The organism is Bradyrhizobium sp. RDI18, from assembly GCF_043203335.1.
Lineage (GTDB): Bacteria > Pseudomonadota > Alphaproteobacteria > Rhizobiales > Xanthobacteraceae > Bradyrhizobium > Bradyrhizobium retamae.
The window spans coordinates 5,528,510-5,548,523 of record NZ_JBICRN010000008.1 but is presented as its reverse complement, the minus strand read 5'-3'; the positions used below and the strand labels follow the sequence as shown (position 1 = coordinate 5,548,523).

Genomic DNA, 20,014 nt, shown 5'->3' with positions numbered 1-20,014 from the left:
CAGGCAACGTCGCTAAGGCCGGTGGCTCGCGGTAGAGCGACAGTCGAGCGCTGTCCTTTGGACGCGGTCGACCCATAGCTGCCAATGCAGAGCTGAATTGATCTGGCGGGAGGGGGCTACGGATCGATCCACGACCGCAGCCGCCTCGGCTGGCGCGAGGCCGGCATAGGGCTTCGCGCCGTTCGTGCTTCAGCGGTCGAGACCCCAAAGGTGCGGAGTCCGTTCGAAATACTCGATCAGCAATTCGGTGAGGACCCGTATCTTCCGCGCGGGATGCTGACTCGGCGGGCGGACGACATATGCACCTGCCGAAGGAGGTGGATAGCGTGTCATGACCGGGACAAGCGCGCCGGAGGCCACATACTCATGGGTAAGACAATCGGGGAGCCAAGCAATGCCAAGTCCTGCTGCTGCGGCGGCGGTGAGAGCTATGCCGTTGTCAGCCTTGAAGCGCCCCTGCGGGTTAACCGTGATGATCTTGTCGCCGTCCATGAGTTGCCAGGCTTCGGTTCCCTGCATGAGGGCCTCATGGGCGACGAGTTCCTCCGGCGTCTCAGGGGAACCGTGCGCTTTGATGTAGTCCGGGCCCGCGACGAGCTTCCCGTAGATCGGGCCGATGCGTCTCGCGATCAGGTTAGAGTCCTGAAGATAGCCAACCCGGATCGCACAATCAAAACCCTCGGCGATGAGATCAACGAAGCGATCGCTGTAGGAGGTATGGATGTGGAGGTGCGGGTGATGTCGCGCCATTTCCGCGAGCACGGGGGCGAAATGCGTCGGGCCGAAAGAAAGCGGCACAGCAATTCGCAGGCGGCCGCGAAGGTCACCGGCGGGTAGCATCGTTTCCTTGGCCAAGTCGATCTCGGCGCTGACTCTGGCTGCGTGGTCTCGAAACGTGATCCCGGCTTCTGTGAGAGCGGCGCCGCGGGTGGTTCGTGCAAGGAGCTGGACGCCAAGTTCCGCTTCAAGCCGGAAGAGTCGCCGACTGACGATTGACTTGGAGACGCCGAGCCGGCGCGCTGCGGCCGAGACTCCCCCAGCATCAGCGACTTCTACGAATGTCCGCAACTCTTCAATGTCCAATTCAGCGTTCCTGTTTCTGCGACACAGCTTGACACAACAGAGCACTATCGCATCACACATGGGAACGGCAATACCTCCTCATGGACAGCGTCGTAGTTGGCGCATGTCTCCCGGCGAACCAATCTCACTCACAACCGGCAGCAGAGGATGTACTCATGACCTTTCGTAATGGCCTTGCTTCGCTTCTTCGTCCCGAAGACTCGGTACTCGTTCTGATTGACCACCAGCCTTACCAACTCGCGAACCTGAACAGCCACGATCCGCAGATGGTGGTCAACAATTCGACGGCTCTGGCGAAGGCCGCCAAGGCCTTCGGCGTCCCCACCATCCTGACGAGCGTGATCGCGGCGCGGGGCGGCCTCCTCTTCCCGCAGATCACCGATGTCTTTCCCGGCCAGGAAGTGATCGACCGGACGTTCATCAACACCTGGGAGGACCGGAAGGTTGTGGACGCGGTCAAGGCGACGGGCCGCAAGCAGCTGATCATTGCCGGCCTGTGGACCGAGATCTGCGTCGCGATGCCGGTGATCCAGGCCCTCGGCGAAGGTTGGGATGTCACGGTCATCACCGACGCGTCGGGCGGCACGTCGGTCGAGGCCCACGAGGTAGCCATCCAGCGCATGATCGCGGCCGGCGCGAACATGATGACCTGGCTGGCGCTGGCAGCCGAGTGGCAGCGCGACTGGGCCCGTATCGAAACAGCGGGCAAGATGACGGAAGTGCTCGGGCAGCACGCGGCTGGCAGCGGCATCGCGTATCTGTGGGAGCAGCAGCTGCTTAACACGCCGGTGCCAAGCAACGCAGGATGATCTCAGCGGGGGTGCCGAGGTTTTCGAGCGACGCGTTGCGAAAAAGCGGATCGGTTATCGAACCTCGTCACCCCTCTCAATAAGAAGTCCGTCCATGCCTGGATGAACGCGGTCGGCATGATCAACGACCACGAGCCGCGCTGCTTTCGTCACGTGGAGGTCCGAGGCCAAGCGTGTCTTAGGCCAACCTAGCGAATTGCTTCAGCGTTGGATTTCAGTGGGCTCGGGACGCACATGGTCGAGCACTCCGTTCAATCATTCCCGCGACTGCAGCCGGACCTCAATTACGGTGACAGTGCTGGACTGCACCCCTCAAGTGAGACCCGATAATCTCGGTGACAGTGCGGTTGCCACGACGGGTTATCGTGCCTTGTTTTGCGCGAACGCGGCTTCGAACTCAAGGGGTGATTGATAGCCGAGCGCCGAGTGCAGGCGTTCCTTGTTGTAGACGTCCGCGATGAAGCTATCGATCCGGCGGCGCGCGTCTCTGATGTCGGAGAACGCCTTGCCGTTTACCTCTTCGGCCTTGAGCGTCTTCATGAAGCTCTCAGCCTTGGCGTTGTCGAACGGGTTGCCCGGCCTGCTCATGCTGATCGTGATGTCACGATCCGCCAATATTTGGCGATAGGCGATCGAGGCGTATTGCACGCCGCGATCGGAGTGGTGGATCAGGCTGCCGCGCTGCGGCTTGCGGGCTTCGATTGCCCTGTCCAATGCCGCGATCGCGAGTGAGGCATCGAGCGTGTTCTCGAAGGCCCAGCCAACCGCCTTGCGCGAGAAGGCGTCGAGGATGACCGCGAGATAGGCGAAGGTCTTGGCGAGATGGACGTAGGTGATGTCCGCGACCCAGATCTGATCAGGAGCTACTGCATTGCCCGTACTCGTCGGAAGCACGACGATTGATCCGGGCAGTATGTCGCGAACCTTTTTCATCAAGCCGTACGGTTGAACTTTCGTAGCCATCTTCTGCCTTGTCACTCATTGAGGAATTTATGAAGCCGAATGTATTACCGACCCGGGATACCCGGGATTAGGCAAGACCGCGTGGGAAGCCCCGATAAGGCTATCCGCCAAAAGTTTTGCAAATCCGTGTGCTTGTGGAAATGGTGGGCAATTGTGGGAAAGCCGGCTGGCGGAGAGAGGTCAGTCAATCCCCATTGATGTACAAGCTGTTTTTCATCTCAGCACGTGGGCACCTACGGTCGTCGTTACCAGTAATTGGCTCATCCGTGCGCCCGCTTGCGCCTCAAGTCTCTGTGTAGGATGGCGCTAGAATTAGTGAGACAGAGTAGCAGGCGTCCGCTACATCGCCAGAGCCCCTGTTTTCTTATGGACGGGCAGCGTAACTGGATTTACTCAGCGGCGGGCGAACACTTCAGGCCTGAATACAGCATCCTGTTTAGCCAGACCTGCAGAGAGCTTTCAGGATAAAGCGAATCTGGTCGCGCAGGTCTGCTTCGGTATCTTCGCCGTGTCGAACGCAGTGCTCGATCAGAATCGGATGGAAGAACGGCGTGAAGGCGGATTTGACGGCCCGCGCGGCTTCCGCGGCATCTTCGACCTCGAACTCTCCGGCTTCGATGCCCTCGCGTATGATCGCCTCGAAGATCGTCACCATTCGTTCGATGTGCGCCTTGATGATCGCCCAGTTCTCCTGCATGGCGGCGACAATCAGGTCGTGCATGTGCCCTTCCTTGACCAGCGTCATCTTGTTGTGGCGGTGAACGGCGGTCAGGAGCTGATCGAGTTTCTCCATGGCCGGCGCGTTCGTGCGTGCGATCGCAACGGCGACGTCAGAAACCTCGTTCAAGACCCGCCCGCAGATCGACTTGTTGATCGCATCCCTGGAGGGAAAGAAGCGGTAGACATTCGCCGGGCTCATGCCGAGTTCGGAGGCGATGTCGGCCACCGACGTCTTATGGTAACCGATGCGGCGAAAGTGCTCCTCCGCCACCTTCAGGATGCGCTCCCGCGCCTCGTCGGAATCAACTCCCATTCGGACCGGACGATTCATGGATATGACAGAGCCCTACTCGGCAGCCATTGCTGTTCGCAATTCCGGTTCCTCCGTCGAATCCTCATGGATCTCATCTGCAGTCGGCTTGATCCGGAACCACGCGGCATAAAGCGCGGGCAAGAACAGCAGGATCAGCACCGTGCCGACCGCCGTGCCGCCGATCAGCGTGTAGGCCATCGATCCCCAGAAGACGGAATGGGTGAGAGGGATGAAGGCCAGTACGGCGGCAAGCGCGGTCAGGATCACGGGCCTCGTGCGTTGCACCGTGGCCTCGATGACGGCGTGATAATCATCAAGGCCGGCAGCACGGTTCTCCTTGATTTGTTCGGTCAGGATCAGCGTGTTGCGCATCAGGATGCCGGCCAGTCCGATCAGGCCCAAAATGGCATTAAATCCGAAGGGCTGGTTGAAGGCGAGCAACACCGGCACGACGCCGACCAGGCCAAGCGGAGCCGTCAGCATGACCATGGCCATCGTCGAGAAGGATCGCACCTGCAGCATGATGACGATCAGCATGGCGGCGATCATGGCGGGAAAGACCGTCGCCAACGCGTCATTGGCCTTGGTTGCCTCCTCGATCGATCCGCCCAACTCGATGCGATAGCCGGCCGGAAGGGATGCGATCAGTGGCTGAAGGGCCGTCCTGATCTCCTTGGAAACCTCTGGAGGCTGGGTCGCCTCATTGATATCCGAGCGAATCGTGACGACGGGTGTGCGATCGCGGCGCTTCATGATCGGCTCTTCCAGACGGATTTCCGAATGGCCGATCTGGTCGAGCGGAATCGGGCGGCCGTCCCGGCTCATCAGTGAGAAATCCGCCAGACGCGCCGGATCCAGCCGCTCGCCGCCGGCGCTGCGTGCCACGATGGGGACATTGCGGATGTCCTCGCGGACCTGCGTAACGGGGATGCCGGTAAGGAGGAACTGGAGTTGCCGGCCCACCTCCGCTGGCGAGAGGCCGATGAGGTTCAGTCGATCCTGATCCGGGATGAAGCGGAGCACGGGTGTGCGATTGCCCCAATCGCGGTTCGCTTGCCGCACATCGCCAACGCCACGCATGATGTCGAGCGCTTTTTCAGAGATAGCGTACAATTGCGCGGGATCAGGTCCCATCACCCGAAACTCGACCGGGAACGGCGTGTAGGGTCCGAACACTAGCTGAGTGACCCGCACATTGGCCTCAGGTGCAAGCCCATCTGACACCGCCTGGCGGAGCCGGTGCTTCAAAGCCTCGCGCGCCTGCTCATCCGGCGTAAGCACGACGATCTTGGCGAAGGCCGGATCAGGCAGCTCCGGCGCCATCGCGAAGAAGAAGCGGGGAGCGCCCTGGCCGACATAGCTCGTGACGATCTTGGCCTCCGACTGGTGGCCCAGCCAGTGTTCGAGCTTCTCGACTGTAGCGGTCGTCGTCTCAATGCTGGTGCCTTCCGGCAGGCGAACCTCCACCAGCACTTCGGGGCGGTCGGACGTCGGGAAGAACTGCTGCTTGAGGGAGCCCATGCCGACGACGGAAAGCGCGAAAGCGATCGCGACGATGCCGCTGGTTACGAACTTGTGGCGCACGGCGAAGGTGATGAGCCCTCGCAGGCGCCGATAGTTCGGTGTGCCGTAAATCGCGTGGTGACCACCTTCGACCGGCTTGATCGCGGGCAGCATCTTGACGCCAAGGTAGGGCGTGAAGACCACCGCGACGATCCAGGAGACGATGAGGGCGAACCCCACGACCCAGAAGATGTTGCCGGCGTATTCGCCGGCCGTCGAGCGCGCGAAGCCCACCGGCAGGAACCCGGCGACTGTCACGAGCGTGCCCGACAGCATCGGCGCCGCGGTGTGGCTCCACGCGTAGGCCGCCGCCTTGATGCGGTCCATGCCCTCTTCCATTTTCACCACCATCACCTCGATGGCGATAATGGCGTCGTCCACGAGAAGACCAAGCGCCAGGATGAGGGCGCCCAGCGTGATGCGGTCGAAGAACCGGCCGGTTTCCAGCATGATGAGGAACACGACGGCAAGTGTCAGAGGCACGGCAGCCGCCACGACGATGCCGACGCGCCAGCCGAGGCTGAGCAGGCTCACCAGCAGCACCACGCCGAGCGCCATCGCGAACTTCATCATGAATTCGTCGACCGCCGAGGTGATGTTGACGGCCTGGTCGCTGACCTTGGCCAGACTCATCCCGAGCGGCAGCGTCCGGGCGATAGCTGCGGACCTCTCCTCCAGCGCCTTGCCGAGCGCGAGGCCATCCCAGCCCTCCTGCATAACCGCCGCGAGCATGATCGTGGGCTCACCCTGGTGTCGGATGAGGTAGGTGGGAGGATCCTCGTAGCCGCGGCGGACCTCGGCGATGTCGGAGAGCTTTAGCGTCCGCCCCGCAGCGGCGATCGGGGTGTCGGCGATCGCCTGGACGCTGTCAAAGGCGCCGTCGACCCGGATGAAGACCTGCGGCCCCTTGGTGTCGATCGAGCCTGCCGGTGTGACGGTGTTCTGCCGCTGCAAGGCGGCAACGATGTCCTGTGCCGACACGCCAAGCGTTGCCAGTTTGGCATAGGAGAACTCGATGAATATCTGTTCGGGACGTTCACCGAGGATGTTGATCTTCTTGACGCCGGGCACGTGCAGGAGGTCCTGGCGAATGGTCTCGGCTTGCCTGGCGAGTTCACGCATCGGCATGCCCTTCGCCTTGAGGGCATAAAGGGCGAAGCTCACGTCCGAATATTCGTCGTTGACGAACGGGCCGAGCACACCGGGGGCAGCTTGCGCGCTTCATCCCCAAGCTTCTTGCGGGCCTGGTAGAACTCCTCCTGCACACTGGATGGCGGTGTGCTGTCCTTCAGCGTAACCGTCATGTACGCATAACCTGGCCGTGTGGTCGTCTCCACCCGGTCGTACCAGGTCAGCTCCTGAATCCGCTTCTCCAGCGGTTCGGCGACCTGATCCTGCATCTCGCGCGCCGTCGCGCCTGGCCATACCGTCGTGACCGTCAGGGTCTTGATGGTGAAGGACGGGTCCTCCGCCCGCCCGAGCATGAGAAAGGCGTAGGCGCCTGCGGCCGCCAGCAGGATGATGAAGAACAGGGTAACGGCCCGTTCACGAACGGCGATCGCGGAAAGATTGAAATTCATCACTTGGCCACTCCTATTTCCTCGACGTTCGTCCTGACGTTCGCGCCGTCCTGCAGCAGATGGGCGCCGAGTGAACCGCGCTTACCTAAAAAGCGCGGGCCCTCTGATTGCGCTTCTACGAGCTTACAATTGGTTCGGCGGCAGCTTCCTTGAGGCCAGCTGCCGCTTGGGCGGCAAGCCCACGGGCCGCTTCCTGTGAATCTTGAAATTCCTCGAGTGCATAGACTTTCCCCCACCGCAGGGTGAACACGTGGAGACCACGGTTGACGTACGCGTCGCCGTTGAGCAGCGTTGCGGTGCCGTCCCACTCGACAAACACGGTGGTTTGCCACGGCCATCCCTTCACCCAGATGTTGTTGACCGTGATATGGAGAGTGGGCTGGACGCGGCCGAGACGCTCAAACCAGCGGCGCAGAGCTTCTTTGTCGTGGCGCTCACCAGCAAGCGCGTGGGCGCCGGAAACGCGGTGATGGACATGCGGCGCGACCGCTTTCACCGCGTCATCCCAGCGATGGTTGTTGACGTGGTCGAAGGTCTTTCGGATTTCTTTCTTGACAATGTAGCTGTATAGCATTTGCTGCCCTCCGACGGTGATCGCGGAAAGATTGAAGCTCGTTAGTTTCCCTTGTTTTCAGATGCAGTCCTGACGCGAGCGCCCTCCTGCAGGAGATGAGCGCCGAGGGAAACAATCGGATCACCAGAGCTCAACCCGGAGATCACGGCAGTTTCGCCGCCCACCCGGACAAGCTTGACGGGCCGAAAGCGTACGGTCGAGGTGGCGGTATCCAGGACCCAAACACCGGTCTTCCGGCCGTCATCGAGCACGGCTCCGAGCGGCACCTGAACTTCCGGCTGACTCGCCTGGCTTGCCAGCCGAATGGTTACCGTCGCGCCAAGCGGCGCTGCCGCGGCCTCGCCGTCGAGCACATAACGGGCCTCATAGGTACGGGTTTGGGCATCGGCGGCGTCCGACAACTGCCGCAGATGCGCCGTATCGCGCCGCCCATCGGCCCCATACACGCTGGCCTCCGCCACGGAGCCGATGGCTGGCCGGATCGTTTCGGGAAGCGAGACCACCGCTTCGCGGGGGCCGGCCTTTGCGATCCGAACGACTGTCTGGCCGGCAGAGACGACTTGCCCGGGCTCGCCAAGCGTTTCCACCACCGTTCCGTCTGCGTCCGCGACTAGGACCGAGTAGGTCGCCTCATTCTCGGTGACCCGCGCATCAGCTTCAGCGGTGGCGAGTTGCGCCTCGGCCGTATCCAACGCGGCCTTCGCTTGTTCGTAGCGCTGCCGGGAAGCCCATCCGTTGCTCACCAACTTGGCGTATCGCTGTTCATCCGCTTCTGTCTGAACGAAAGATGCACGCGCTGCGGCAACGGCATTGCGCTTCGCTGTGACCGCAAGGCGAAGGTCGGTTTCGTCGATCCGCATCAGCGGCTGACCGGCTGTGACCTGCTGACCGGTATTCACAAGCCGTTCCACGATCTTGCCGGCGACGCGAAAACCGAGGCTGCTCTGCACCCTCGCCCCTATGATGCCCGTGAAGGCGCGTTCGGATCCGGTCACTCGCGCTGCCGTGGCCAGTCTGACGACCGGTGGCTCCTGCCTTGGATCTCCAACGGCAGAGGCTTCCTGGGTGCGAAGTGTGACGAACGCAGTTGCCGCTAACGCTGCGATCAGGACGCCCCCTAACACAATGATAGGTCTTCGCTTTTTCATGTCCGCCTCCTCATCACATTTAGATTGCGTTCGAACTCTATATCTGATATAGATTACGAATGCAATCTAAAAAATGGAGGTCGACAATGCGAGTGAGTCGCATTCAGGCCGCGGAAAACCGCGAAACTGTAATCAATGTGGCAAGTCGCCTTTTTCGGGAGCGCGGCTTTGATGGCATCGGCCTCAAGGATCTGATGAAGGGTGCCGGCCTGACCCAAGGCGCCTTCTACAAGCAGTTCGCGTCAAAAGAGGATTTGGCGGTAGAGGCGTCCAGGCGGGCATTGGAGAGCGCCTCCCGCCGATGGTCGGACGCGGCCGCGGAGAATCCTGATGATCCGCTTGGCGCGGTGATCGCGTTCTACCTCAGTGCCGACCATCGCGAAGAAAAGATGGACGGCTGCCCGATCGTGGCGCTCGGCTCAGATGCCGCCAGGCAGGGGGCCGACGTGAAAGCCGCATTCGAAGCGGGGATCAAGGCGCATCTCGAAGTCCTCGGCCGCTTCATTGCTGAGACCGATGGCGAGGAGTCCAAGCGCAAGGCCATGGCCATTCTCACGACGATGGTCGGTGCGGTGACGCTATCGCGCGTCGTCAACGACCCTGATCTGGCCCAGGCCTTTCTGGATGCGGCGGTCGAACAGGTTCGCGAACGCGCCGCCGCTTGAAAGATCGCCCGCTTCAGAGCACAGGAGAGATCGAATGCTTAGCGTGACAAAAGCCAAACCAAGTGTGCTCAAAATATCGGATACGCTTAGCCTACGTTTTCAAAAGATCGGCAGCGGGCCTCCGTTACTGCTCATACATACGATCCGGACGCAGCTCGAATATTTCCGCAGTCTGGCGCCCCTCCTCGCGACATCGCACACGGTGTACGCCATTGACCTCCCAGGCCACGGACACTCACCAATAGATCCAAGCGCGAGCTTCGACGAACCCTACTTCAGGCAGGCTGTCATTCGCTTCATCGAGGAGCTAAACCTCTCGGCCGTCACGGTTGTTGGCGAGTCGATCGGCGGGACATTGGCCCTTACAGTGGCGGCGGCGCTTCCGCAGCGGGTGAAGCGGGTCTATGCGATCAACCCCTACGACTACGAGACCCGCTACGGGGACGGTATTCGACGTGGCAACTGGTTCGCGAATTTTATCATCGGAAGTTTGCAGATCCCGGTAGTCGGCGCGATGAATGCATCGCTCGAAAACAAGATGGTTCTCGGCAAGATCATGGGCGGCGGATATCACGACCCGCGCAAACTGCCGGCCGATTTGCTTGCTGAGTTCGACGAAGTAGCCCGCCGCCCGGGATACAAGCGGATCGCACGTAAGGTGCTGGCAGGCTGGCGATCCTGGAGCAAGGCACGCGATTACTATCGGCAGATCTCGGCGCCTGTGACGCTCATTTATGGCGATAGCGATTGGTCTCGGCCAAATGAACGCGAACGCACGCGGTCGCTGATTCCTGCCTCGCAGATGGTGACGCTCAAGAATACCGGCCACTTCTCGGCTGTCGAGAATCCGTCGGAGCTGGCTCGCGTGATATTGGCGACAGAATGAGCGCAATGATTAATCACAGGAGTGTGCAACCCACCGTTGCTCCCGAGCCGATCGATGAGACGTTCATGGGTAACTCAAGAAGGTAATCTCATTATGCGTCGTGTCGTCGTTACGGGGGTGGGACTGGTATCACCGCTGGGTTGCGGCAGTGAGTTGGCTTGGTCCCGCCTGCTCGCGGCCCGTTCAGGGCTTACCGCCCTTCCCGAATGGGCGGCTGCCCTGCCCGCGCGGGTCGCTGGAATCGTGCCGACAAAGGCCGACGATCCGAATGGCGGCTTCGATCCGGATCTGGTCGTGCCTCCCAAGGATCAGCGGAGGATGGATCGCTTCATCCTGTTCGCACTGGTCGCTACCGCCGAGGCCCTCGCACAAGCGGCATGGACTCCTTCCGACGCGCATGCGCTTGAGCGCACGGCAACCGTGATCGCATCGGGCATCGGAGGATTTCCGGCGATCGTCGAGGCGGTTCGCACGACCGATCAGCGCGGGGTCAAGCGCCTCTCGCCGTTCACCGTGCCGTCCTTCCTCGCAAATCTTGCGGCCGGTCATATCTCCATCCGCTACGGCTTCAAAGGTCCCATCGGTACGCCCGTCACCGCCTGCGCCGCGAGCGTGCAAGCGATCGGTGATGCCGCACGTCTCATCCGAACCGGAGAAGCCGACGTTGCGATCTGCGGCGGCTCGGAAGCCTGCATCGATCTCGTGAGCCTCGGCGGCTTCGCCGCGGCCCGGGCCCTTTCGACGGGCTTCAACGAAACGCCAACGCGTGCGTCCCGCCCCTTCGATCGCGACCGCGATGGCTTTGTCATGGGCGAAGGCGCCGGTATCCTCGTCATTGAAGAACTGGAGCACGCGCTCCGCCGCGGCGCCCAGCCGATCGCCGAAATCGCCGGCTATGGCACGACTGCTGATGCCTATCACATCACGTCAGGACCCGAGGACGGAGACGGCGCGCGCCGCGCCATGGAAGGCGCCTTGCGGCAGGCCAGCCTTAAGCCCTACGACATCCAGCATCTCAACGCCCATTCCACTTCGACGCCGGTTGGCGACGTTTCCGAACTGGAAGCGATCAAAGCCGTGTTCGGCCGCAACGGAAAAATTGCCGTGAGCGCCACCAAATCGGCAACCGGTCATCTGCTCGGCGCGGCCGGAGGAGCGGAAGCGATCTTCACGATCCTCGCGCTACGGGACCAGGTCGCACCGCCCACTCTCAATCTCGAAAATGGCGATCCAGCTGCGCAAGGCGTCGACCTCGTGGCCGGCGATGCCAGGCGCATGACGATGGAGCATGCGATTTCCAACGGATTCGGCTTCGGGGGCGTCAACGCCAGCGTCATCTTTCGACGTTGGCAATGACGGGGTTCACTCGCCGATGCAGCTCCTGTCGAATTCAGATTCTGCCCACTGGACCTTCCCGCGCCGTTGCTGGCGGTTTGATCGCGTAAGCTTGGCGACCGGCCTTCACGAGGGTATCTGACAGCAAGCTTGTCGCCGACCGCACCCGCGAGCAGCCGCAGGAAGCCTATCGCGGGGGAACGATCCAGGAGATCGCCGACACGGCCTGATAGGCGCTCAACCGCGCTGTCCAGGATCGTAGAAGATCGTAGCTTGGCGTACAAAATCGTGTAAATGGCGGAGAGAGTGTCAGTCAATCCCCATTGAAAGATCGGGTATTTTCGACCTTTCCAAACCAAAACCCACGATTTGAGCTACAGCCTGAAAAGCCTACACGCCTTCCGGATGGTGCCGTCGCGCCGAGTCGCCGCGGCTCGCACCAAAAATATCGAAAACAACCCCATGCAAAGTAGCCGGCGGCCGCCGCAACCGGCGGCCTGGACCGAAAATTTGACACGTCGGGCAAATCAGCGGCACAACTTCATCATCCCAGAATCCGCTAAACGACTGCGTGCGCGCAATATTAGTGCGTCATGTTCCGCGTGGCCGGACCATTGAGGACGCGCCGCCGTCGCTTGCGCGAGGGTGCAGAAACCGCAAAAATCCAGGCTGTTTCAGAACTTGTCAGGGGAATTCGGCACAGATGCAGTTTGATGACGTTATTCTCGGTCGCCGGAGTATCCGCGGTTACAAACCTGATCCAGTACCCAAGGCGCTGATTGCGGAAATCATCGGTTTGGCGATGCGCGCGCCGTCGTCGATGAACACCCAACCCTGGAATTTCTACGTCATATCAGGCGAACCGCTGAACCGGATCCGCGCCGGCAACACCGAGCGGATGGTGGCGGGCATCCCGCAGTCGCGCGAGTTCCGCACGGGGCAGGCTTTTGCAGGCAAGCACCGCGACCGGCAGGTCGGTGTCGCCAAGCAACTATTCTCCGCGATGGGAATCGAGCGCGACAACAAGGACAAGCGCCAGGACTGGGTGCTGCGCGGCTTCCGCCAATTCGACGCGCCCGTCTGCGTGATCATCACCTATGACCGCGTGCTCGACGGCAGCGACGATACGCCGTTCGACTGCGGCGCCGTGGCGACCGCCCTGGTCAATGCCGCCTGGTCGCGCGGGCTCGGCGCCGTGATCAACAGCCAGGGTATCATGCAATCGCCCGTGGTACGCGAGCACGCAGGGATCGCCGACGATCAGGTCATCATGAAAAGCATCGCGCTGGGCTGGCCGGATGAGACGTTTCCGGCGAACGCGGTGGTGTCGGAGCGGAAGTCCGTCGAGGAAGCCACGGTGTTTGTCGGGTTCGAGAATTAGCGGCGCGCGGGCGGAAGGGCTGGAGGTGCAGCAGTGATCCGCGCGATGGCCAGACGTGCACTTGTGCTGGCGGCGGCCTTTGCCGCTGCCTTGACGCCGGTCACGTGCCTTGGCGAAAGCAGCAAGCCGTTGCCGGCCAAGGCAACACAGGAGCTACCGCCCGAGCTGCTCTCGCTGCTCGAGCAGAAGAAGATGCCGAAACATTCGCCGATCGTTATGCGTCTTTTCAAGGAAGAGTCGGAGCTCGAAGTCTGGAAACAGAATACTGCCGGCCGTTTCCAGATCCTCAAGACCTATCCGATCTGCCGGTGGTCGGGCGATCTCGGGCCGAAATTGCGCGAGGGCGACCGGCAGGCTCCAGAGGGATTTTATACAGTTACACCTGAGTTGATGAATCCCAACTCCAACTTCTATCTGTCGATCAACCTCGGCTACCCCAACAGCTTCGACAAGGCGAACAAGCGCAACGGCAGCTTCCTCATGATCCACGGCGACTGCTGGTCGAGCGGTTGCTATGCCATGACCGACGAACAGATCAGCGAAATCTATTCGCTGGCGCGCGACTCACTCAGCGGCCGGCCGTCGTTCCAGGTCCAGGCCTATCCGTTCCGCCTGACGCCGGAAAATCTGGCGCGGCATCGAAATAGTCCCAACCTGGCCTTCTGGAAAATGCTCAAGGTCGGCAACGATCACTTCGAGGCGACGCAACGCGAACCCAAGGTGGATGTCTGCAACCGCCGCTACGTATTCGATGCGCAACCTCTCCCGAATTCGCCGCACCCTCTCGTGCTCAACGCGAGCGAAAAATGCCCGCCCTTCGTCGTCAATCCGGAAATCGCGCGGCGGGCGCTGCAAAAGCAGCGCGCCGACGAACGCGCATACGCGCAATTGGTTGAAGACAACGTGCCGGCGGCCCCGATTTACAGCGGGCTTGACGGCGGAATGAACAAGGCGTTCCTCGCACAGTTTCCGGGCAGGGTGACGCTTGCAAAAGTAATGCCGTATGCATCCTACCTGCCGCAATTGCCCCCGATCCCCTGGATCGACAACGATGGCTCGTTGACGAGCAAATGGTTTGGGGCCTCGTTCTCCGGGCAGGTTGTGTGTGATGCGGCTCGTGCCGGCTTCCCGACGGGTCGGTGCTGAACCGCGGCGAGTTCTTCACGGTCTTTTTCTGCTATTTTGCCCGTGTTGGAGAGTCGCTACTGTGCCATGCAACGCCAAGTCGAGGACTGCTAACGCCATTTTTTCTTTCAAAACAACAGGATGAGCCGGAATGCCCCCGACTGGGCCGGCCAAGATAACTGACTTTACAGGACTAAATCACCCCCAAAAAATGCCTGCTCAATACTTGTCGAGGAATAACATCATCAGCTCTATCCCGACCATGTCCGCCGCACAGTTCGCGACTGCTTTCGCTCTCAGGCCAAACCTGGTGGCGTGGTTTCTCGGCGCCGGTGCATCGGCCGCATCGGGAATTCCGACCGCTTACGCGATGATCCGCGATTTCAAGGCGCAGATCTTTTGTCGCGAAAACGGCCTCTCGAAACGAGAAATCGACACGGCCGATCCGGTGTGGATCGAAAGGATCGATTCATTCTTCCAGCGGACATCGATCCTGCCGCCAAACGGCCATCCGGCCGAATACGCAGTCGCCTTCGAAGCGGTCTACCCGCAGTCTCGGCATCGGCGGCAGTACATCGATGACGCGATTTCTAAGGGCACGCCCTGCTTCGGGCACAAGGTTCTCGGAAGTCTCATCGCGAACGGGAAGGTCAATTGCGTTTTCACCACAAATTTTGACCCGCTAATTGAGGAGTCCGCTCTTTCGGCAAATGGCATTTTGCCGGCCACCGACCAAATTCGTCCAACCGTTGCTGCGATCGACTCTTCCGACCGTGCGATGCGCTGCCTGAACGAATCCGACTGGCCGCTGGTCGCAAAGCTTCATGGGGATTACCAGTCGGTCGCCATCAAGAATACGGGATCAGAGCTCGAGCAGCAGGACATCCGAATGCGACACGTGCTGGTAGAAGCCGGCAAGCGCTTCGGTATGGTATTTGTCGGCTATAGCGGACGGGATGCCTCGATCATGGAGGCGTTGAACTCTATACTCGCTGATCAATCGCCGTTTCCGAGCGGCTTGTACTGGGTCACCTCCTCGGCGTCGCGGCTGTTGCCGGGAGCGACTGAATTCCTTGAAAAGGCGAAGCTTGCAGGCGTCGACGTTGCGATCGTCGAGTGCGCCACCTTCGATGAGTTGTCCGCAGAAGTAGTCAAAACGGTCGACCTTCCGGCGATCTTGTTCGATCGGGTGATGCTCGGCCGCGCTACGCCGCGGCTAATGCCCGTGAAGCTACCGACTGCCGAAGCACGTTCCTTCCCTGTCCTGCGGTATTCTGCTCTTCTGATCGAAGCAATGCCGCGCAGTGCCAGGCGAATGACGCTCGCGGCGCCCACGACGTCTGGCGCGGTTAGGGAGTTGCTCAAGGAAAAGAACTGCAAGGGGACCATCGCGGCGAACGGCCGCGAGCTAGCTGTCTTCGGTAGAGATCAAGATATCTTGGACGCTCTGGCATCGCTCGGCGCGAAGTTAGGGGGAGAGGTGCCACTGGACCCTGACGCCGATAGCTGGGCACTGGGACTTCTCTACGACGCGCTCGTAAAAGGCCTGGTGAGACGGCGGCCGCTTATTCCCAGGTACAGGCGCTCTGGTCATTCAATAGTTGTTGCGGCGCCAAGTGATGGCGAAGATCCAGAGCGCGCACGCCAAAACGGGCTGGTGCTTAAGAGGCTGCGAGATGCCTACGGAAGTGCATTGACCGGGACCGTACCGAAGCTCGGATTTCCCTACCAGGAAGGCGTCTTCCTGAAGTTAGACCAAGTCGCCGGGCGCTGGTGGTGCGGTTTCGAACCTTTCACTTTCGTGCAAGTTCCGAGGCAAAATCTTCGCCCAAGCGACGATCCGGACGATCCGAGCGCGGTCGACCCAGATCCAATGGGCGCTCCTCCGGATCGCGGGGGCGATCCTGTAGGCGACTGGCGCCGAGAACGGTGGGCGCAGCGCTACAACAGAAACTGGGCAGGCATCATAGATGCCTGGGCGCAGCTTCTTACCAACGCCGGCGACAAGAATAAGCGTGCCTTCGGGCTCGAGGACGGCACAGGGGTCGACGCGGTGTTCGAAGTCGCAACGGTCACCGGCTGGAGTCGGCCGGGCCATCACCACGTCTATTTCGATAGGACGAAGTGATGAGCAATCCTGCCTTTGTGACGAAGCTTCCGCCGTTCACGCTTCTGGACGAACCTCTTCTGGCATTCTCGCCCTCCGACCCCGTGCAGGTTGATGTCCACCCGCTCAGGGGCCTTGTAAATTTCGGTCCTTATTCGAAAGGATCGTTTGGAGGATACACGTCGCGCGTACGAATCGCGACGGTGGGTCCGGAGAGTGCTTTCAAGCGCCGCGGCGAGCTCATGCTGTCGCTTCGTGAAACCCACCGCCCTTCCGATCGTTCTGAATATGTTCCGGAGTATCCAGGCTTCGAGGCGCTCTTTCAGGTCGCACTTGAGGCCGCGCCGCGCGAAGCGCACATCAAATGGCCCGATACTCTGCACCTGCTTCCAGGCGAGGGCGACCCGCAAACGCGGCTTTTTCTTGCAATGGAGGCCGCGCTCCGACGGCTCGATACGGTGCGAAGCGAATTTGACGTCGTGCTCGTCCATTTTCCCGACAGTTGGAATCCAGCTACGCGCGGCAAGTTCTTCGATGCGCATGACGCCCTCAAGGCCCTTGGCGCGAAATACAATATCCCTACCCAGGTCCTGAACGATCGGGCGTTCACCTTCGCTCATAAGGCATCCCTTTCATGGCGCCTGGCGACTGCCTTGTATGTAAAGGCAGCTGGCACGCCCTGGAAGTTGGCACCGTTGAAAGGTGTACCAACCGAGACTGCTTATATCGGGCTCGCTTATGCGCTCCGCGGCGATCAGCGAGACGCGCACTATGTGACGTGCTGCTCACAAGTTTTCGACATGGATGGCGGCGGCATGCAGTTCGTCGCGTTCGAGGCGCGCGACCCCGTCGCCGACGTTGCGGAGGCCCGCAGAAATCCGTTTCTGAGCCGTGACGACATGCGAGCGGTGCTCGCCCGCAGTCTCGAGCTCTATCAATGCCGCAATGGTGGCAATCTTCCTAAGCGGATGGTCATCCACAAGACTACCGCATTCAAGGACGGCGAAATCGAGGGGGCGTTCGACGCATTATCCGGCGTACCAGAGATCGAGTGCATCGAGATAAGTTCGGCGTCCTGCTGGCGTGGCGTCTGGCTGATCAAATCGGGCCAGCAGAAGCCCCCTACCCGCCCGTCAGGCTATCCCGTGCCCCGGGGAACGATGGTGGTGAGATCAGGCAACTCCGCGCCTCATATGGGTGGCGGGAAATGCTCCTGAGGTCTCGACCAAGGGGGATTATTATCAGGGCAAGAAGAGCATTCCGCGCCCGCTGCAGCTGGTCCGCCATGCCGGCAGTGGCCCCCTTGAGCTCAGCGCTCATGAGGCGTTGGCGCTAACCAAGATGGATTGGAACAACGATGCACTCTACGACCCCGTACCGGTAAGCATCCGCTATTCCCAAAAGCTGGCAAGGACGATTGCGAACGTGCCGGATCTGCCGCGAAACGCCTATCCGTATCGCCTCTTCATGTGAGACCAATCGAGTCTTGTTCGGGAGAACTCGGCGGAGGGCCTGAGTTGCCCTCCATAGAACCCTTGGCGACCGGGAAGTACGGCGCCCAAATTTGCATGGCGGAGAGAGTGGGATTCGAACCCACGGTACGGTTTCCCGCACACACGCTTTCCAAGCGTGCGCCTTAAGCCACTCGGCCATCTCTCCGGAGGCCCTCTCTTGAAGGGGCAGCACTGATTTTGCAAGGGACGCCGGGCACCGCCGTCAAAATTTCCCCAATTCCTTGAATTTATTTGGCAATTTGGCACGTTCAGCGTCGGATGATCAGTGCTTTCCGGGCCCTTGAACCGGAATCCGGCCATGATCGACGACCACAGTGGCAACGCACTCGGGGGAGGACGGCATGATCATCGCGCGGGCGCTTCTGTTCGCTATCCTTTTATCGGCGTTTGCGGGCGCTGCGGCGGGCCCGGCGATGGCGCAGGCCTGCACGCGTCAGGGCGTGGATGTAAGTTGCGATGACGGCCGGCGCGGCATCTTCGCGGGCGACGCCATCGTGTGGGCCGACGGCTCGCGATCGAGGCTGGCCTCGCCGCATCCGAGCGTCATCATCGGCAACAAATCGTCCGTCGTCATCGGCCCCGGCGTGTTCGCCGGTTCAGGCAAGGGCGGCGGCATGGTGCCGATGGAAAATCCGAGCGCGCCGAACAAGGCGCGCTGCCCGGTGCTGGATGGCGTGTCGTATTGCCATTGAGATGCAGCGCGGGCGGTCGGCGCCCCCTGTCTGGGAACCCTCAGGATGAGGGGACAGCTCTGGTGAATTGCTACACGACTCTAATGATATCGCGCGTTGTTGTTGCTGGCGGAACGAACCGGCCATAGCGGATGCTCCGCCAGGACAGGCGCCAGTTCGCTGCGGTCGAGCTGGCTTTCGCGCAGCGCGTCGGTGAAGTCGGCGAACCATTGCTGGATGGTATGGCCGCGCAGCTTCGCCATCATCGCCTCCCAGCGCATCCGCCGTTCGGTTAGCGGCATCGACAGCGCGATCGCAATGGTGCGCGCCATGCCGTCGATGTCGTGCGGATTGACCAGGAGCGCAGTGTCGAGTTCGTTGGCGGCGCCGGCGAATTTCGACAGCACGAGCACGCCGGGGTCGACCGGGTTTTGCGCGGCGACATATTCCTTGGCGACGAGATTCATGCCGTCCTGCAGCGGCGTGACCACGCCGACCTGCGCGGTGCGATAGAGGCCGGCGAGCACGGCCTGGCCGTAGCCCTTGTTGAGATAACGGATCGGCGTCCAGTCGACTTCACCGTGAACGCCGTTGACGTCGCTGACCAACCTTGCGACCTCGCTCTGGAGATTGCCGTAGGCCTCGATCGCACCGCGCGACGGCGTTGCGATCTGCAGCAATGACACCGTGCGCGCCAGCGACGGGTGCAAGGTCCACATCCGGTCGAACGCCTTGATGCGGTTGATCAGGCCCTTGGAATAATCCAGCCGGTCGACCCCGATCGCGAGCTTCTCGCCATTCAGGCTGCGCCGCAGCCGCGAGACATCCGGATGGGTCGACGCCTTCGTTGCCAACTGCGCGAATAGCTGTGGATCGATGCCGATCGGAAATACCGCAGCGCGCGTTCGGCCGTAGCGCGAAATGATGACGCCGTCATGCACGACGAGGCCGAGGTCGGACTGCGCGTAAGCCAGGAAGTTCTCGCAGTCTTCGTCGGTCTGGAAGCCGATCAAATCATAGGCCAGCATCGCCTCGACCAGCTCGCGATGGTGTGGCACGCCTGATATCACCGAGCGGGCCGGCCACGGCGTATGGAGGAAGAAACCGATCGGCTCGGTGACGCGGAGATCGCGCAGTTCGGCGCCGAGCGCGAGGAAATGGTAGTCCTGAATCCAGAACGCCGAATCCGCCTTTCGGAATCGCAACAGCGCGCGCGCCATGAAGGCGTTCACCTCGCGATAGCTGAGATAGTCCTCCTGCGAGGCGCGGATCAGATCGGCGCGCGAATGCAGCGCCGGCCACAATGCGGAATTCGCAAAACCTTCGTAATAACCGCCGTAATGCGCGGCCGGCAGGTCCAGCATCGCCAGTGCGCCGGCGCCAAGCGCTTCGATTTCGGCAAATGGTTCCTTCAGGTTCCCGTCACGAACCCGGCCACTGGAACCGACCCAGATAGCGCCCGACTTCTCGACAATCGGCAACAACGCCGCCGCGAGTCCCCCCGTCATGGGTTCATTGGGTTTTCCGCGCGAAACGCGGTTAGAAACGACGACGAGGTTCACAGGTCCCCTCCCGTT

16 protein-coding genes, 1 tRNA gene and 1 pseudogene are annotated in these 20,014 nt (G+C 61.2%); 10 read left to right on the top strand and 8 right to left on the bottom strand.

Annotated features, from left to right (window positions below):
* Nucleotides 1-189 precede the first annotated feature (189 nt).
* Nucleotides 190-1,083, bottom strand: coding sequence for a LysR family transcriptional regulator (locus ACFXS9_RS35900; protein ID WP_392697619.1), 894 nt, complete (start codon nucleotides 1,081-1,083; stop codon nucleotides 190-192).
* A gap of 155 nt (nucleotides 1,084-1,238) precedes the next feature.
* Between ACFXS9_RS35900 and ACFXS9_RS35895 the strand changes: the two genes are divergently transcribed.
* Nucleotides 1,239-1,892 carry a hydrolase gene (locus tag ACFXS9_RS35895; protein WP_392697616.1) on the top strand — a complete coding sequence of 218 codons (654 nt, stop codon included), beginning with the start codon at nucleotides 1,239-1,241 and terminating at the stop codon, nucleotides 1,890-1,892.
* Nucleotides 1,893-2,252: 360 nt separating this feature from the next.
* Here ACFXS9_RS35895 and ACFXS9_RS35890 read toward each other — a convergent pair whose 3' ends face one another.
* The 5 genes and pseudogenes from ACFXS9_RS35890 to ACFXS9_RS35870 form a co-directional block, all read right to left on the bottom strand.
* Nucleotides 2,253-2,855 carry an IS3 family transposase gene (locus ACFXS9_RS35890; protein ID WP_392697613.1) on the bottom strand — a complete coding sequence of 201 codons (603 nt, stop codon included), beginning with the start codon at nucleotides 2,853-2,855 and terminating at the stop codon, nucleotides 2,253-2,255.
* A 436-nt stretch (nucleotides 2,856-3,291) separates the two neighbouring features.
* Complete coding sequence (locus tag ACFXS9_RS35885; RefSeq protein WP_392697611.1) at nucleotides 3,292-3,906, bottom strand: TetR/AcrR family transcriptional regulator; 615 nt, start codon at nucleotides 3,904-3,906, stop codon at nucleotides 3,292-3,294.
* A gap of 15 nt (nucleotides 3,907-3,921) precedes the next feature.
* Nucleotides 3,922-7,031: pseudogene (locus tag ACFXS9_RS35880) on the bottom strand (efflux RND transporter permease subunit).
* A 115-nt stretch (nucleotides 7,032-7,146) separates the two neighbouring features.
* Nucleotides 7,147-7,605, bottom strand: a complete 459-nt coding sequence (locus ACFXS9_RS35875) for a nuclear transport factor 2 family protein (RefSeq protein WP_392697608.1) — start codon at nucleotides 7,603-7,605, stop codon at nucleotides 7,147-7,149.
* A gap of 41 nt (nucleotides 7,606-7,646) precedes the next feature.
* On the bottom strand, nucleotides 7,647-8,753 hold the full coding sequence (locus tag ACFXS9_RS35870) for an efflux RND transporter periplasmic adaptor subunit (RefSeq protein WP_392697605.1): 1,107 nt from the start codon (nucleotides 8,751-8,753) through the stop codon (nucleotides 7,647-7,649).
* A gap of 86 nt (nucleotides 8,754-8,839) precedes the next feature.
* Here ACFXS9_RS35870 and ACFXS9_RS35865 point away from each other — a divergent pair, with 86 nt between their 5' ends.
* From ACFXS9_RS35865 to ACFXS9_RS35830, 8 genes are all read left to right on the top strand, one after another.
* A complete protein-coding gene (locus ACFXS9_RS35865; protein WP_392697602.1) occupies nucleotides 8,840-9,418 on the top strand; it encodes a TetR/AcrR family transcriptional regulator in 579 nt (192 codons plus the stop codon).
* 34 nt (nucleotides 9,419-9,452) lie between these two features.
* Nucleotides 9,453-10,304: an alpha/beta fold hydrolase gene (locus ACFXS9_RS35860; protein WP_392697599.1), complete on the top strand. Its 852-nt coding sequence runs from the start codon at nucleotides 9,453-9,455 to the stop codon at nucleotides 10,302-10,304.
* Nucleotides 10,305-10,397: 93 nt separating this feature from the next.
* Complete coding sequence (fabF, locus tag ACFXS9_RS35855) at nucleotides 10,398-11,660, top strand: beta-ketoacyl-ACP synthase II (RefSeq protein WP_392697596.1); 1,263 nt, start codon at nucleotides 10,398-10,400, stop codon at nucleotides 11,658-11,660.
* 682 nt (nucleotides 11,661-12,342) lie between these two features.
* Nucleotides 12,343-13,020 (top strand): nitroreductase, encoded by a 678-nt coding sequence (locus tag ACFXS9_RS35850; protein ID WP_392697593.1) that lies wholly within the window; start codon nucleotides 12,343-12,345, stop codon nucleotides 13,018-13,020.
* Nucleotides 13,021-13,065: 45 nt separating this feature from the next.
* Nucleotides 13,066-14,166, top strand: coding sequence for a L,D-transpeptidase family protein (locus ACFXS9_RS35845; RefSeq protein ID WP_392697591.1), 1,101 nt, complete (start codon nucleotides 13,066-13,068; stop codon nucleotides 14,164-14,166).
* Nucleotides 14,167-14,296: 130 nt separating this feature from the next.
* Nucleotides 14,297-16,273 carry an SIR2 family protein gene (locus tag ACFXS9_RS35840; RefSeq protein ID WP_392697589.1) on the top strand — a complete coding sequence of 659 codons (1,977 nt, stop codon included), beginning with the start codon at nucleotides 14,297-14,299 and terminating at the stop codon, nucleotides 16,271-16,273.
* The gene (locus ACFXS9_RS35835; protein WP_392697586.1) at nucleotides 16,273-17,469 is read left to right on the top strand and encodes a nuclease PIN; all 1,197 of its coding nucleotides are present in this window, start codon (nucleotides 16,273-16,275) and stop codon (nucleotides 17,467-17,469) included. Before ACFXS9_RS35840 ends, ACFXS9_RS35835 begins: the two co-directional genes overlap by 1 nt.
* Nucleotides 17,450-17,725, top strand: coding sequence for a hypothetical protein (locus ACFXS9_RS35830; protein ID WP_392697583.1), 276 nt, complete (start codon nucleotides 17,450-17,452; stop codon nucleotides 17,723-17,725). Before ACFXS9_RS35835 ends, ACFXS9_RS35830 begins: the two co-directional genes overlap by 20 nt.
* A gap of 96 nt (nucleotides 17,726-17,821) precedes the next feature.
* Here ACFXS9_RS35830 and ACFXS9_RS35825 read toward each other — a convergent pair.
* Nucleotides 17,822-17,911: transfer RNA gene (locus ACFXS9_RS35825), tRNA-Ser, on the bottom strand.
* 196 nt (nucleotides 17,912-18,107) lie between these two features.
* On the opposite strand from ACFXS9_RS35825, the gene ACFXS9_RS35820 reads away from it, so the two are divergent.
* Nucleotides 18,108-18,458, top strand: coding sequence for a hypothetical protein (locus tag ACFXS9_RS35820; RefSeq protein WP_392697581.1), 351 nt, complete (start codon nucleotides 18,108-18,110; stop codon nucleotides 18,456-18,458).
* Nucleotides 18,459-18,538: 80 nt separating this feature from the next.
* Here the strand turns inward: ACFXS9_RS35820 and ACFXS9_RS35815 are convergent, their stop codons facing one another.
* A complete protein-coding gene (locus tag ACFXS9_RS35815; RefSeq protein WP_392697578.1) occupies nucleotides 18,539-19,999 on the bottom strand; it encodes a trehalose-6-phosphate synthase in 1,461 nt (486 codons plus the stop codon).
* Between the last annotated feature and the right edge of the window lie 15 nt (nucleotides 20,000-20,014).

What these genes read in the sequence shown, in the direction of transcription:
- ACFXS9_RS35895 (WP_392697616.1), top strand. Translation starts at nt 1,239, where the DNA reads ATGACCTTTCGTAATGGCCTTGCTTCGCTTCTTCGTCCCGAAGACTCG.
- ACFXS9_RS35890 (WP_392697613.1), bottom strand. Translation starts at nt 2,855, where the DNA reads ATGGCTACGAAAGTTCAACCGTACGGCTTGATGAAAAAGGTTCGCGAC.
- ACFXS9_RS35885 (WP_392697611.1), bottom strand. Translation starts at nt 3,906, where the DNA reads ATGAATCGTCCGGTCCGAATGGGAGTTGATTCCGACGAGGCGCGGGAG.
- ACFXS9_RS35875 (WP_392697608.1), bottom strand. Translation starts at nt 7,605, where the DNA reads ATGCTATACAGCTACATTGTCAAGAAAGAAATCCGAAAGACCTTCGAC.
- ACFXS9_RS35870 (WP_392697605.1), bottom strand. Translation starts at nt 8,753, where the DNA reads ATGAAAAAGCGAAGACCTATCATTGTGTTAGGGGGCGTCCTGATCGCA.
- ACFXS9_RS35865 (WP_392697602.1), top strand. Translation starts at nt 8,840, where the DNA reads ATGCGAGTGAGTCGCATTCAGGCCGCGGAAAACCGCGAAACTGTAATC.
- ACFXS9_RS35860 (WP_392697599.1), top strand. Translation starts at nt 9,453, where the DNA reads ATGCTTAGCGTGACAAAAGCCAAACCAAGTGTGCTCAAAATATCGGAT.
- fabF (WP_392697596.1), top strand. Translation starts at nt 10,398, where the DNA reads ATGCGTCGTGTCGTCGTTACGGGGGTGGGACTGGTATCACCGCTGGGT.
- ACFXS9_RS35850 (WP_392697593.1), top strand. Translation starts at nt 12,343, where the DNA reads ATGCAGTTTGATGACGTTATTCTCGGTCGCCGGAGTATCCGCGGTTAC.
- ACFXS9_RS35845 (WP_392697591.1), top strand. Translation starts at nt 13,066, where the DNA reads ATGGCCAGACGTGCACTTGTGCTGGCGGCGGCCTTTGCCGCTGCCTTG.
- ACFXS9_RS35840 (WP_392697589.1), top strand. Translation starts at nt 14,297, where the DNA reads ATGCCCCCGACTGGGCCGGCCAAGATAACTGACTTTACAGGACTAAAT.
- ACFXS9_RS35835 (WP_392697586.1), top strand. Translation starts at nt 16,273, where the DNA reads ATGAGCAATCCTGCCTTTGTGACGAAGCTTCCGCCGTTCACGCTTCTG.
- ACFXS9_RS35820 (WP_392697581.1), top strand. Translation starts at nt 18,108, where the DNA reads ATGATCATCGCGCGGGCGCTTCTGTTCGCTATCCTTTTATCGGCGTTT.